Raw genomic sequence first — 12208 nt, forward strand, 5'->3', positions numbered from 1 at the left:
GCACGTTCCGCTTTCAATCGGACCATGAGAATTCGAACCACTTGTCTTGCTAGAAAACCGATGAGGAATGCAGGAGGTCTTCGGCCTCCTGTCGGCTCATATGGAAAATTGTCTTGCCGATCTCGAAGCCGAACCCGTTGCGGGCGAACGCGGACAATTCTTTCGTCTTCCGCTTCTCATCGAGTTCGCCTCTCCGAAAAGGCCCGAAGCCACGTTTGCGGGCAAAGATGATCGCTGCGAACAAATCGTTCGCAGCATCCAAAGCCGCTACCACCGTATCGCTCTCTATGCCTTTCGAAGCGAGCTTATAGGCGATGGCCTTCCTTGATTTGCCGGACCGCACCGCGGACCGCGTGCGGATCTCGGCATAGGCAACGTCGTTGAGAGCCTGCTGGTCGTAAGCGAACTTGACCGCGAAATCAGCGACGGCCTTGATCTGTGCGTCGCTGATGCCTTCGAACTTCTGTTTCGCTTTTCTCGCAATTGCGTCGAACAACTGCTTCTCAGTCATCATCTTGCGTTCGAGACGATAGACCGTCGAATTGCGTGCCCAGGCCAGCATTCGGGGTGTGGGAATTTGGTCCATGGAGAGACGTTCGGAATCGGCGAAGCGGAGATTCGGGGTGAAGGGTCTTTACGTCACGCGCCACGTTTTCGCAATGAAACGCCTTACGAACGAAGAGATTTCAGCAGCGAATTCACCCGGTCTCTCCACGCTCTGTTACCCTGCAATTCCTTTGGGAAAAGCCCCGGAATAGCGAAGAAGGAAGCTGTTTCGTCGCCCGGCTCCTCTGCATCTGCCGCAGCTTTCAACAGTTCACTGGAGCGTGGGTCGTCGAGAGTCCCGGCCTGCTTGATAAAGGCTATCCAAACCGCTGTTGCGAAAGCGAATTCCGCCCCGTCGCTTCCCGAAGAAAGGGCGTCGACGGCAGGTTGGAAGAGACGCTGCGGCAGTTTCTGCGAGCCATCCATCGCAATCTGCAGCGTGCGATGCGCGATCGCCGGATTGGCGAAACGCTCCACAAGCTGATCCATATAGTGGGCAAGGTCGATGCCGGGCACTGGATCGAGCGTGCGAACCGCCGCCTGCATGTGCCGCCGCACCAGCGCGACATTCTCCGGCACGCCCATGACGTCGCGGACGAATTCGAGTTTCTGCAACTGGCCGAGATAGGCGATCAGCGAGTGCGAACCGTTCAGCAGTCGCAGCTTCATTTTCTCATAGGGCTCGACATCTTTGACGAAGAGCGCGCCACCCGCTTCCCAGGCGGGGCGATCCGAAACGAAATCATCCTCGATCACCCATTGCGAAAAGGTCTCCGCCTCGATCGACAGCCTGTCCTCGACTCGCAACAGCCTTTCGGCACGGGCGCGGGTCTCTGCTGTTGCGGCCGGAACGATGCGATCCACCATGCTGCATGGAAAGGACACGTTTTCCGCGATCCAGGCAGCAAGCGCGCGATCGCGCATTTCGGCCATCTCGATGACGAGACGCCGGACGATGCGACCATTGCTCGGCAGGTTGTCGCAGCAAAGCACGGTGAACGGCCGCTGCCCTCTGTCCCGCCGCCGGGCAAGCCCTTCGGTCAGATAACCGATCACTCCCGTCGGTCGGGTCGGCGATTTCAGATCGCTGGCAATTGCGGGATGGGCCTGATCAAGCCCGCCGCCGACAGGATCGATACCGTACGCCTTTTCGCTGACGGTCAGCGTGACGACATGGACGGAAGGATCGGCAAGTCTTGCAAGGACAGTCTCTCCGTCTTCGCTGGCGGCAATCGCCTCGACGATCGAGCCGACGACTCCTATGCTGTCGCCGGAGCGGTCACGCGCAACAACGCTGTAAAGGCAATCCTGCGCCTGCATATCATGGGCGATTTCCGTCGATCGCAGGCTGACGCCGACAATGCCCCAGTTTCCAAATGCATGCGCCAGCGCCGCATCCGTGTAAACCGCCTGGTGCGCACGGTGGAAGGCGCCAAGACCGATATGAACGATGCCCGGCCTCAGCGCCTGCCTGTCATAGGCAGGCGAGTGGATCGAATCATGAAGTCGCGTGCGGGCAGTCAATCGTTCCATCAGTGGGCCAATCCATATTGGGAATGCGACAAGGCGCGGTCGATGCCACGCAGTTCTGCGAGGCCTTTCAACCGTCTGATGGCAGGATAGCCGGCTGGGGATCGCGCGCCAAGTCATTCAAGATGTCCTGGCTGCGATCGGGCCGCATGAACATCGTATGATCAGCGCGCCACTCAGCCTTCCCTCAGAAGCAGCGCAGCTTATTTTGCAAACCCACTTGGTCACGGCAGCATGATTGGTTATGGTTTCGTCACGGCCGCTGCGCTGGAGCGCGGGGCGCCGAACGTCATCCGGTGGCCGGAGGCCATCTCAAGCACGACATCGCTATAGATCACGGGCTCTCGCTCCGTCGGCCGCTTTGCGGGCCGGGTGCAGGTGCTCACCAGAGGAGGCAGGAATGGATTATCGCAAACTTGGCCCCAGCGGGGCCGTCGTCACGGCATATTGTCTTGGCACCATGACCTTCGGCGCGGAGGCCGACGAGGCGGCATCTCACAGGTTGCTGGACGACTATTTCGCTTGGGGCGGCAATTTTATCGACACAGCCGATGTCTACAGCGCCGGCAGGTCGGAGGAGATCATTGGCCGTTGGCTCAAAGCGCGCCCGACCGAGGCGCGGCAGGCTGTCATCGCCACCAAGGGACGCTTCCCGATGGGCAACGGGCCGAATGATGTCGGTCTGTCGCGGCGGCATCTCAACCAGGCTCTCAATGACTCGCTGCGGCGTCTCGATATCGAACATATCGACCTCTACCAGATGCACGCCTGGGACGCGCTGACGCCGATCGAAGAGACGCTGCGCTTCCTCGACGATGCCGTCTGCGCCGGCAAGATCGGCTATTATGGTTTTTCCAATTATGTCGGCTGGCATATCGCCAAGGCCGTCGAAATCGCCAAGGCGCGCGGCTATACACGGCCGGTTACGCTTCAGCCGCAATACAATTTGCTTGTCCGAGATATCGAGCTTGAAATCGTCGCCGCCTGCCAGGATGCGGGCATGGGCCTCCTGCCCTGGTCGCCGCTCGGCGGCGGATGGCTGACCGGCAAGTACAAACGTGACCAGATGCCGACCGGCGCAACCCGCCTCGGTGAAAACCCGAACCGCGGCAGCGAATCCTACGCAGCGCGCAATGCACAGGAACGGACCTGGGCAATCATCGAGGCCGTTGAGGAGATCGCCAAGGCACGGGGCGTCAGCATGGCGCAGGTGGCACTCGCCTGGACGGTAGCACGGCCCGACGTGACCTCCGTCATCCTCGGCGCCCGCACGCCGCGGCAGCTTGCCGACAACCTCGGCGCGGCGGAACTGATACTGTCAGCAGCGGAGATGAACAGGCTCAACGAAGTGAGCGCACCGCAGCCGGCGGATTATCCCTACGGCAAGGGCGGCACCAACCAGCGTCACCGCAAGATTGAAGGCGGCCGATAATATGGTCGGGCGGCGGAGGAGCATTGATTCTCTGCAGCCATTTTTGAAGGCCTGCATAGAAATGTATGAAACAGCCATCACCTGGCTCATGGAGCGCCCGCCTTCCGGCGGGCGTTCTATTTTTGTGGGGGATCGTTACGCCTTCAAGAATGCAAGCAGATCGGCATTGATGACATCAGCATGGGTGGTGGCCATGCCGTGCGGGAAGCCCTTATAGACCTTCAATGTCGCGTTCTTGAGCAGCTTGGAAGACAGAAGCGCCGAATCCGCGATCGGCACGATCTGGTCGTCATCGCCGTGCATCACCAGCACGGGCACATCGATCTTCTTCAGATCCTCGGTGAAGTCGGTCTCCGAGAAGGCCTTGATGCAATCGTAATGAGCCTTGGCGCCGCCCATCATGGCCTGACGCCACCAGTTGTCGACGATGCCCTGCGAGACGGTCGCACCCGGACGATTGAAGCCGTAGAACGGGCCGGCTGGAACATCGTGGAAAAACTGGGCGCGGTTTGCGGCAAGCGCGGCGCGGAAGCCGTCGAACACTTCGATCGGCAAGCCACCAGGATTTTTCTCCGACTTGACCATGATCGGCGGGACCGCACCGATCAAAACCGCCTTGGAAACCCGACCGTTGCCGCCATATTGGGCCACATAGCGAGCAGCTTCACCGCCGCCGGTCGAGTGGCCGATGTGAATAGCGCCCTTCAGGTCCAGATGAGCCGTCAGCGCTGCAACGTCGGCGGCATAGGTATCCATTTCGTTGCCGGTCGCCGTCTGGCTCGAGCGGCCATGGCCACGGCGATCATGGGCAATGACGCGGAAACCCTGGTTCAGGAAAAACAGCATCTGCGCGTCCCAGTCGTCGGCGCTCAGCGGCCAGCCGTGATGAAAGACGATCGGCTGACCGGTGCCCCAGTCCTTATAGAAGATCTGCGCTCCGTCCTTGGTCGTAATCGTGCTGCTGCTCATGATTTCCTTACCTTTCGAAGACTGTTTTACGGGAGAGGCTTGTGCGGTTTGAGCGAAGGGCATGACAGCCGCCGCAGCGGCCAGGCCGAGTCCGGTCGTCATGACACCTCGGCGCGTAGCTTGATTGATCGATTGGCTCATTTCAATCTCCATCAGTTTTATGTTGCGCGATTTATTATCGCGATATCGACATGCCTAAATCCATTTTGAATCGTTGTCTACAAAAAATTATCGCGATATCATTTTGTGATAAGGGAATAACGCCCTCAATTGGAAGATGCCCATGTCTGAACCCAAACCCCTCGCCTTGAACAATCAGCTTTGCTTTTCGCTGTATTCGGCAAGCATCGCCATCAACCGCACGTACAAACCAATGCTCGATTCAATGGGCATAACCTATCCGCAATACCTGGTCTTATGTACGTTGGGCGAGAATGATGGGCTGACGGTCGGTGCGATTGCCGATCGGCTCTCACTGGAATCGAGCACGATTACGCCCCCGGTGCAGCGTCTGGAACAAGCGGGCCATGTCGAACGCCGGCGCAGTACGGTCGATGAACGCCAGGTCCATGTTTGGCTGACGGGACAAGGCCGCGAGCTGTTCGCGCGCAGCCGCTGTCTTGGCGAAACCTTGATGGAACGCTCGGGCATGACGCCTGCGCAGTTGGAAGCATTGAATGGGCAGGTCCGGGAACTCCAAGACATGCTCGAGGGAGAGCAATAGCCGCCGCGCGATCTGGTGCGTTCAACGTCCTGACAGAGATTGCGCGAGTTCCAGGTGCTTCTGCAATGTCGGCAAAGTCTTGGCGGCAAGTTCGGGGACCTGCCTGTTGCCTTCGCCGGCTTTCTCCTTGAACTCGGAGATAGCCTTCTCATGGTCCATGACCATGAAGCTCACGAACTCCTTGTCGAATTCGGAGCCGGCCAAATGCTGCAGCTTCTCGAGTTCTTGTTGCGCATCTCCCGCGATGCCTTCGGAAACTTTCACTTCAAGGTCTGCTGCGAGAGCGGCGGCTTCGTCCTTCGCTTTGCGATGATCGGTGACCAAGGTTTGCCCGAATGAGCGCACGCCATCGCTTCCGCCTTTTTCAGCCGCCAACTGACCAAGCGTGATTTCCGCATTGTCGCCTTTGATCGCGTCGCTTAAAAACTGCTTGTCGCTTTTTGCCATTGCCGATGAGGCTGCCAGGCAGCCGATTATTATTGTTGCACTCGCCAGGATTAATTTGGTTTGCATCGCCACACCTCGTGTTTCAACGATCCGGCACTATCCACTTGAGCGGCGTTTTCTCGCGCCTGATAAGCCGGGGCGAGATATGATTGCGCTCTCAATACGGCGCGGCCCGACCTACATCGCCGGCACGAACTTCCAAAACACGCCCTCATAGCGTTCCGGATAATATTTGAACTCGCATTCGAAGCGGCGGCCATAGGCTTCCGCATTATCGAGGGCCGCTTTGCTGACCGGGTTCATCCCGGTCCCTGGAGCAAACCAGTCTTCCAGCAGGTCCTCGGGCACATAGGCACCGATCCTGAGCGGCAGCTTTCTCAGCACATCGTCCATCTCTTCGGGAGGCATTGTCTTCTCCAACCTGTAACGTCGATGATATCGGACATCGCCAACCGGAGAGATTTGCTCCATTCGTTGGGCGCTTGACGGTTATGCCTATACCGCAGCTTGCAAGCCCCGCCCTCAGGCGGAGCCGTTTGCTCAAATTCTGTTGTAGCGCACTGCCCGCGAAAATCCGGAGGCCGGCTGCGGTATCGTCTTGCGAGGAGAAATGACCGCCGGCATATCCGCTTCCAGGCAAGCGGCGACAAACGCCTCACGCGCAATCATCGAAGGTATGACGCCATTCAACGCACCGCGGCATGTCTTGACGGCGCGCTCATACCGCTCGCCGTGCCGGACCGGCCACTCGTTTTCGAGGAAATCCAGCGCATCATATGCGCCTGAGAAACTCCGCTCCAAACCACATTGCAACCGAATGGTGACGGGCCGTATCCAGGGAACGTTGCTTAACATTTTCTTCCTCCCGTCGAATGCCATCCGAAATCGTCCTGGACTATGAATATTGTCCAGTCCTCCTCATGTTCAAGGGAGGACTTGTGGCATTTGGAGGTCTTAGTCTCTGAGGCGATTGCTTGAAAATATAAACATACCCGCAAACAGCTTGGGGCGGCACTCCGTCCCAAGCTGTTTGCCAAATAAGGGACCTGATTACCGCGGAGATCGCGGGCTGACGTTCTCCAGGAGCGGACCGAGGCCTTCGGCGATCGTCAGATGGACGATAACGGCATCGCGAAGCTTTGCGTAAGGCAGCCCACCCAACATGGCGGTCTGGACGGCGGCCATGACCTCGCCAGCCTCGGAACCAATCATCGTAAAGCCGAGAATGCGGTCGTCTTCGGCGCTGACAAGCACCTTCATGAAACCCTCGGTCTCCTCGGTTGCTTCCGTGCGCAAAACATTGCTCATCGGCAGTGTTGCCACCCGCACTGTAATGCCCTGGCGCTGCGCCTCGCCCTCACTCAGTCCGATACGGGCAAGCGGCGGGTCGGTGAACACGACATAGGGGATCAGCCGATCGTCCGTCCTGCGATTGCCGCCGGCCATATTGTCCCTGACGATCCTGAAGTCATCGACGGAGACATGGGTGAACTGCGGACTGCCGGCGCATTCGCCGATCGCCCACACGCCGGGGGCGGTCGTTTCCAGCCTCTCTGTGACGCGGATGAAACCGCGACCGTTCAGCTCTATCCCGGCCTGTTCCAAGCCGATGTCAGCCGTATTAGGAATGCGCCCGACGGCAACAAGGAGATCGCTGCCATCGATCCTCTGCTCGCCGGCAGCCGTGCGCAACGTGATGCTCACCTCATCGCCTGAAAGGCCACGGACATTGGTTGGTTCCACCCCGAGCAGCACGTCAATGCCCTCGTTCGTCAGTATGAGCAGCATTTCCTTGGCGACATCGGCGTCTTCCCGGCCCATCAATTGGGGGCCGGGCTCGATGATTGTCACACGGCTGCCAAAACGGCGGTAGGCCTGGGCCATTTCGACGCCAACATAGCCACCGCCGAGTACCAGCAGATGCGCAGGAATATAGTCGAGTTCCAGTGCTTCGATATGGGTGAGCGCGCGCGCAGCCTCGATGCCGGGAATGTTCGGGATGGCGGCATGGGAGCCGACATTGACAACGACCTCGTTGCCCGTCAGCAAACGTGTGCCGCCGTCATTCAGCGCCACTTCGATGGTTTTGGGAGCGACGAACCGACCGCTTCCCATGATCAGCTCGGCGCCGCTGGTCTTATAGGCATTCAGGTGAAAGGCGATCTCGCGATCGATCATTTCCTGTTTGCGTTGGCGCACCCTGGCCATATCGATCTTTGCGGGGCCCGCGATCGTACCGAACTGCGCGGCATTCTGCACGACATGTGCGACCCTGGCGCTCCAGATTTCGTTCTTGCTGGGCAGACAGGCGACGGCGGGACAAGAGCCCCCGATCCAACGCCGCTCCACAACGGCAACCTTCTGCCCTGAACGGGCCAAGTTCCAGGCAAGCAACTTGCCACCCTGCCCGCTCCCGAGGATGAGGGTATCGAAATGTTCTGGATTATACATAGAGTCTCCTCCTTCAGAGATCATTGAAACTGCTGCAAATCAAATCGCCGCCATTGGGGCCCGAGCGCAATGAAGTGGATGCTAGGCGGCACGCCGGCCCGCCAGAAGATCGAGCGTCGGCAGAAGTTCCGACGGATCTGGGCGCTTGGTATAATCAGGGTTGATTTCGGAAAAGGCGATCACGCCGTCGCGGTCGATGATGTAACGGGCGGGCATGGGGAGGGTCCACGAGTTGTTGCCGTTGAAGGTCTCGAGGTCAACACCAAGGCTCTTATGGACGCCGATCATCTCGTCGGACAGCTTCCAGCGAAGTCCGAATTTTGCAGCCAGCTCGTTGCCGGGATCATTCAGCATAGGGAAAGTCAAATTGTGCTGACGAATAGACTTTCGGCTGTTGGGAGCAGTCTGCGGCGAGATGGCGACGAGGCTGGCGCTGCGGGCGACAATCTCGGGCAGAGCTTCCTGCAAAGCCGAAAGTTCCAGGTTACAGTAAGGACACCATGCGCCGCGATAGAAGGTCAGTACCGCGGAGCCTTTGGCGAGCAAGTCCGAAAGGCTGACCAGGGTTCGATCTGCGCCTTCGAGCGTGAAGTTGGGAGCGACGTCGCCCGCCCGCAACGCCCACTCCGCCTGTCCTGTCGCAATCAGGGCTACCGTTGAGCGATGGAAAGCATCGATGATGGCGCGCGGAATGTTGCAAGGCGGATTGCCGGACTCGAAATCATTTTTAAAAGCGTCGAGACGACCCTGAAGCGACATGGCGATGATCCTTGCCTTTGCAGATCAGAGCATGCCGATCGCGCAGTCAAAAGATGCTCCATTCGACAGGAAGAGGGTATTCATTGATGCGGGATATGATTTATACGCTGGTTGTATGAGTGATCGGCTTCAGCAATTGACCCTTTTCGTGCGTGCCGTCGAAGCGGGCAGCTTTTCCAAGGCCGCGCGGGAGTTCGGCGTGTCTCAACCTTCGGTGTCGCGCAACATTGCCGAGCTGGAGGAGCGGATCGGCGTCAAGCTTTTGCTGCGAACGACGCGGAAGCTGATGCCCACCGATGCCGGCCGCGTTTTCTTCAAGCAGGCAAAGGATATCCTCAGCGGGCTAGACGAAGCGGAGAGCGCCGCGCGAGGAGCCGACAGTTTGTCAGGCGTGCTACGCCTTGCTTTGCCCGTCGCCTTCGGCACTCGCGAAATCGCACCTCTGCTTCGGCCGTTTCTCGAGCGGCATCCGGCGCTCACGATCGATATGCTGATGGCAGATCGCTTTGAGGATCTGGTCGCCGAAGGGGTCGATATGGCGTTGCGCCTCGGCCGGCAACCGGATTCGAGCTTCGTCGCGCGCCGGCTCGCCAGCGCAAGGCGCCTCATTGTTGCATCGCCTGATTATCTGGCCAGGCGCGGTGCTCCGACCACGCCCGCCGAGCTTGCCCAACATGATTGCCTGAGGGGGCCGTCCGATCCCCACACCGAAAGCTGGTCGTTCAAGCACGGCGATACCGTGACCTCCGTCGCCGTGAACGGGCGGGTCCGCGTGAGTTCCGCCAGCGGCCTGATTGCCTGCGCAGTCGAAGGCCTGGGATTAGCCCTCGTTTCGTTATGGATGTGCCGCACCGAGCTTGCCGCGGGCCGTCTCATGCCCGTTCTCAGCGACTACAGCTTGAATCCCGTTGACGCCTATGCGGTCTTTCCGGGTGGTCATCAGCCATCCCACAAGGCGCGGGCGCTCACTGAATATCTGGCAAATGCGCTGCGGTCCGAACTTTAGGACTGAATACCGCACCAGGATTTCACACCTTGCGAGTGCGCCTTGAGACTTTGTCCTTCCCGAGAGAAGGGCGACAGATCATACCGGAGACATGGGTTACACCTTTGGCCTTTGCGAGGCGAGCGAAATCGGCGCTGTCTGCTCCGGGCACCTTTCCATCCGACATCAATCGGTGATATCGCGAATCGAAAATTCGTTTGTGATAATGACTTAACTAGATGTGCTTCTGTTAAACAAGAACTTTAAGCGCGAAGTCCGCACGGCAATGATCAATTGACGGAGCGGGAACGCGGCTCAGCCCAAGCCAGCGTTCCCGGATGTAGGCGATTTAGGCTGACGGCTGCTTCGTTTTGCGAAGGTAGGGCAGAACCGTATCGAACGAGCCGAAGCGCGTGATGGCGTCTTCGTTGGATACCGCGGCCGTGATGATGACATCCTCGCCCTGCTGCCAGTTCGCTGGCGTGGCGACCTGATGCTTCGCCGTCAATTGAATGGAGTCGATGGCGCGCAGGATTTCATTGAAGTTGCGGCCCGTCGTCATCGGATAGGTGAGGATGAGCTTGATCTTCTTGTCCGGACCGATGACGAAGACCGAGCGCACGGTGGCGTTGTCGGCGGGCGTGCGGCCTTCCGAGCTATCGCCGGCGCCGGCCGGCAGCATGTCATAGAGCTTGGCGACGTTGAGATCCTTGTCGCCGATCAGCGGGTATTCGACGTCGAATCCGGTCGCCGTCTTGATGTCGCCCTTCCACTTGCTGTGGCTCTCGACCGGATCGACAGAAATGCCGATGATCTTGACGCCGCGGTTGGCGAAATCCTGCTCAAGGCCTGCCATTGCCCCGAGCTCGGTCGTGCAAACCGGTGTGAAATTCTTGGGATGGGAGAACAGCACTGCCCAGCCATCGCCGATCCAGTCATGAAACCGGATCGGTCCGCGGGTCGTGTCGGCGGTAAAGTCAGGCGCGATATCATTGATACGCAGGCTCATGGTGGGTCCTCCAGATAGTGCTCGTCGTTTTTGGCAAGGCTTGTTGGCGACGAACGTTGGGTTAAAATCTACCGCAGGATGCCGTCTAATGCATCCGAAGAAAAGTCCTCCTTTTAGGCGGTCGCGGCAGCCGCAGTGGTCGACATTCGCGGTCTCCGATGTCTCGCTCGCGCCTTCAGCATCTCCAGCAGCCCATACCCACTCGGCCAGCGCCCGAAGCCGCTGGCAATATTGATATGGCCCGCAAGGCCGATATTTCGGATATCGGAATTCCAGAGGTGCCCGAACATCGTAAGGCGGTCAAGTGTCATGTATATGTCGTTCAGGCTGCCGACCGTCAGGCTGGGAAAAGGCAAGGTCGCGGTGGGCATGGTCCCGAAAGAAATATGCCCCGCATGAAGCGCCTCGGTCGCCGGAAGATCACAGGGCGCGACGAGCAGCGCGCCTTTGACGCGGCGTGCCGTCGGTCGATCCGCAAGCTGCGCCGCCAGCAGGCAGCCGAGGCTGTGGGCCACGATATAGGCCTCCCCCACCTCTTCCAGCGCTGCATCAAGCCTCGCCATCCAGTCGCGAAGGTTCGGATGATCCCAATCCTCCTGATCCACCAGGCGTCCATCCGGCTGATCCTGCAGCCAGTAGCGCTGCCAATGCCCCTCGCCCGATCCGAACAGGCCCGGCAAGATCAACACTCTGCTCATTGCATGCCCATCATTACGCCGCGCCGATAGGCGGCGGACCGACTGCCCCATGCAAGCGATCCGAAATACAGGGGGGGAGCATCAGAATACTCCCGCCACAAAGGCGAACAAAAATAGGAAGGATGAGACAACGGAGCAAACTTCGACACCATAAACGAGATGGGATCGAATGCCGCTCGGCAACCGTCTCACGACCGGTTGCCGCAGATCGAAGGCTAGCGCCATAAGCTGTTTCCTCTCAATACCAGGGTGCTGGCGTGGAGCACCAATAGTAGAGCTCGTACTCGCGCGCGGATGGATCGCAGCCGTCATCCAGCGGGATCGTTCGTTCGACGTTTATCCTTGTAGCGCCTGGCTTGCCCGCCCGGTGGAGCACAAGACGGCTGAAGACTATCTGCAGGCGGCTGATGAAATCGAATTTCATGCGATTCCTCCATCTCGTTAACCCGTGCCTTCTGACGCAAGAACGGAACCTTGAGCCAACGGCCGAGGCTACTCGCATATATTCCCTATAAAAATAGTAGATAAAAAGGAACGACCATCTTTCCTTGCATGGAAAAGCGGAAATCTGTTCTCGACCTCCGCTGTGAAAGCCAGAACAAGCTCCGCGCTTTGCGATGTGGGCGCACCCCAGGCTGATTACATCATCCGCCCGGTC

14 protein-coding genes and 1 pseudogene are annotated in these 12208 nt (G+C 58.9%); 3 read left to right on the forward strand and 12 right to left on the reverse strand.

Annotated elements, in window-relative coordinates; genetic code table 11:
- Nucleotides 1–49: 49 nt before the first annotated feature.
- From recX to QDY28_RS13550, 3 genes and pseudogenes are all read right to left on the reverse strand, one after another.
- Nucleotides 50–586: a recombination regulator RecX gene (recX, locus tag QDY28_RS13540; RefSeq protein WP_331382194.1), complete on the reverse strand. Its 537-nt coding sequence runs from the start codon at nt 584–586 to the stop codon at nt 50–52.
- Nucleotides 587–669: 83 nt separating this feature from the next.
- Nucleotides 670–2082, reverse strand: a complete 1413-nt coding sequence (locus QDY28_RS13545) for a mannitol dehydrogenase family protein (RefSeq protein ID WP_442967514.1) — start codon at nt 2080–2082, stop codon at nt 670–672.
- A pseudogene (locus tag QDY28_RS13550) lies at nt 2079–2260 on the reverse strand (mannonate dehydratase); the annotation flags it as partial. The gene QDY28_RS13545 and the pseudogene QDY28_RS13550, both read right to left, overlap by 4 nt.
- Before the next feature lie 216 nt (nt 2261–2476).
- On the opposite strand from QDY28_RS13550, the gene QDY28_RS13555 reads away from it, so the two are divergent.
- A complete protein-coding gene (locus QDY28_RS13555) occupies nt 2477–3508 on the forward strand; it encodes an aldo/keto reductase (RefSeq protein ID WP_331382196.1) in 1032 nt (343 codons plus the stop codon).
- A gap of 135 nt (nt 3509–3643) precedes the next feature.
- Here QDY28_RS13555 and QDY28_RS13560 read toward each other — a convergent pair whose 3' ends face one another.
- A complete protein-coding gene (locus QDY28_RS13560) occupies nt 3644–4477 on the reverse strand; it encodes an alpha/beta fold hydrolase (protein ID WP_331382244.1) in 834 nt (277 codons plus the stop codon).
- 283 nt (nt 4478–4760) lie between these two features.
- Here QDY28_RS13560 and QDY28_RS13565 point away from each other — a divergent pair, with 283 nt between their 5' ends.
- Nucleotides 4761–5201, forward strand: a complete 441-nt coding sequence (locus QDY28_RS13565; RefSeq protein ID WP_331382197.1) for a MarR family winged helix-turn-helix transcriptional regulator — start codon at nt 4761–4763, stop codon at nt 5199–5201.
- A 21-nt stretch (nt 5202–5222) separates the two neighbouring features.
- Here QDY28_RS13565 and QDY28_RS13570 read toward each other — a convergent pair whose 3' ends face one another.
- The 5 genes from QDY28_RS13570 to QDY28_RS13590 all read right to left on the reverse strand — a co-directional run bounded on the left by QDY28_RS13570 (nt 5223) and on the right by QDY28_RS13590 (nt 8858).
- The gene (locus QDY28_RS13570; RefSeq protein ID WP_331382245.1) at nt 5223–5714 is read right to left on the reverse strand and encodes a DUF4142 domain-containing protein; all 492 of its coding nucleotides are present in this window, start codon (nt 5712–5714) and stop codon (nt 5223–5225) included.
- Nucleotides 5715–5825: 111 nt separating this feature from the next.
- On the reverse strand, nt 5826–6056 hold the full coding sequence (locus tag QDY28_RS13575; RefSeq protein ID WP_028750278.1) for a hypothetical protein: 231 nt from the start codon (nt 6054–6056) through the stop codon (nt 5826–5828).
- A gap of 132 nt (nt 6057–6188) precedes the next feature.
- Nucleotides 6189–6503, reverse strand: coding sequence for a DUF982 domain-containing protein (locus QDY28_RS13580; RefSeq protein ID WP_331382198.1), 315 nt, complete (start codon nt 6501–6503; stop codon nt 6189–6191).
- Nucleotides 6504–6698: 195 nt separating this feature from the next.
- Nucleotides 6699–8099, reverse strand: a complete 1401-nt coding sequence (locus QDY28_RS13585) for an FAD-dependent oxidoreductase (protein WP_331382199.1) — start codon at nt 8097–8099, stop codon at nt 6699–6701.
- Nucleotides 8100–8180: 81 nt separating this feature from the next.
- A complete protein-coding gene (locus QDY28_RS13590) occupies nt 8181–8858 on the reverse strand; it encodes a peroxiredoxin-like family protein (RefSeq protein WP_331382200.1) in 678 nt (225 codons plus the stop codon).
- Nucleotides 8859–8973: 115 nt separating this feature from the next.
- On the opposite strand from QDY28_RS13590, the gene QDY28_RS13595 reads away from it, so the two are divergent.
- Nucleotides 8974–9864, forward strand: a complete 891-nt coding sequence (locus tag QDY28_RS13595; RefSeq protein WP_331382201.1) for a LysR family transcriptional regulator — start codon at nt 8974–8976, stop codon at nt 9862–9864.
- A gap of 328 nt (nt 9865–10192) precedes the next feature.
- Here the strand turns inward: QDY28_RS13595 and QDY28_RS13600 are convergent, their stop codons facing one another.
- The 3 genes from QDY28_RS13600 to QDY28_RS13610 all read right to left on the reverse strand — a co-directional run bounded on the left by QDY28_RS13600 (nt 10193) and on the right by QDY28_RS13610 (nt 11974).
- Nucleotides 10193–10852, reverse strand: a complete 660-nt coding sequence (locus QDY28_RS13600) for a peroxiredoxin (protein ID WP_331382202.1) — start codon at nt 10850–10852, stop codon at nt 10193–10195.
- A 113-nt stretch (nt 10853–10965) separates the two neighbouring features.
- Nucleotides 10966–11550 carry an RBBP9/YdeN family alpha/beta hydrolase gene (locus QDY28_RS13605; protein WP_331382203.1) on the reverse strand — a complete coding sequence of 195 codons (585 nt, stop codon included), beginning with the start codon at nt 11548–11550 and terminating at the stop codon, nt 10966–10968.
- A 238-nt stretch (nt 11551–11788) separates the two neighbouring features.
- Nucleotides 11789–11974, reverse strand: coding sequence for a hypothetical protein (locus tag QDY28_RS13610; RefSeq protein WP_331382204.1), 186 nt, complete (start codon nt 11972–11974; stop codon nt 11789–11791).
- Between the last annotated feature and the right edge of the window lie 234 nt (nt 11975–12208).

It is taken from the genome of Rhizobium sp. BR 362 (genome assembly GCF_036528765.1).
Taxonomy (GTDB): domain Bacteria; phylum Pseudomonadota; class Alphaproteobacteria; order Rhizobiales; family Rhizobiaceae; genus Rhizobium.

Excerpts from the sequence above, each read along its gene's own strand:
- recX (WP_331382194.1), bottom strand. The coding sequence starts at position 586 with ATGGACCAAATTCCCACACCCCGAATGCTGGCCTGGGCACGCAATTCG.
- QDY28_RS13555 (WP_331382196.1), top strand. The coding sequence starts at position 2,477 with ATGGATTATCGCAAACTTGGCCCCAGCGGGGCCGTCGTCACGGCATAT.
- QDY28_RS13560 (WP_331382244.1), bottom strand. The coding sequence starts at position 4,477 with ATGAGCAGCAGCACGATTACGACCAAGGACGGAGCGCAGATCTTCTAT.
- QDY28_RS13565 (WP_331382197.1), top strand. The coding sequence starts at position 4,761 with ATGTCTGAACCCAAACCCCTCGCCTTGAACAATCAGCTTTGCTTTTCG.
- QDY28_RS13570 (WP_331382245.1), bottom strand. The coding sequence starts at position 5,714 with ATGCAAACCAAATTAATCCTGGCGAGTGCAACAATAATAATCGGCTGC.
- QDY28_RS13575 (WP_028750278.1), bottom strand. The coding sequence starts at position 6,056 with ATGCCTCCCGAAGAGATGGACGATGTGCTGAGAAAGCTGCCGCTCAGG.
- QDY28_RS13580 (WP_331382198.1), bottom strand. The coding sequence starts at position 6,503 with ATGTTAAGCAACGTTCCCTGGATACGGCCCGTCACCATTCGGTTGCAA.
- QDY28_RS13585 (WP_331382199.1), bottom strand. The coding sequence starts at position 8,099 with ATGTATAATCCAGAACATTTCGATACCCTCATCCTCGGGAGCGGGCAG.
- QDY28_RS13590 (WP_331382200.1), bottom strand. The coding sequence starts at position 8,858 with ATGTCGCTTCAGGGTCGTCTCGACGCTTTTAAAAATGATTTCGAGTCC.
- QDY28_RS13595 (WP_331382201.1), top strand. The coding sequence starts at position 8,974 with ATGAGTGATCGGCTTCAGCAATTGACCCTTTTCGTGCGTGCCGTCGAA.
- QDY28_RS13600 (WP_331382202.1), bottom strand. The coding sequence starts at position 10,852 with ATGAGCCTGCGTATCAATGATATCGCGCCTGACTTTACCGCCGACACG.
- QDY28_RS13605 (WP_331382203.1), bottom strand. The coding sequence starts at position 11,550 with ATGAGCAGAGTGTTGATCTTGCCGGGCCTGTTCGGATCGGGCGAGGGG.
- QDY28_RS13610 (WP_331382204.1), bottom strand. The coding sequence starts at position 11,974 with ATGAAATTCGATTTCATCAGCCGCCTGCAGATAGTCTTCAGCCGTCTT.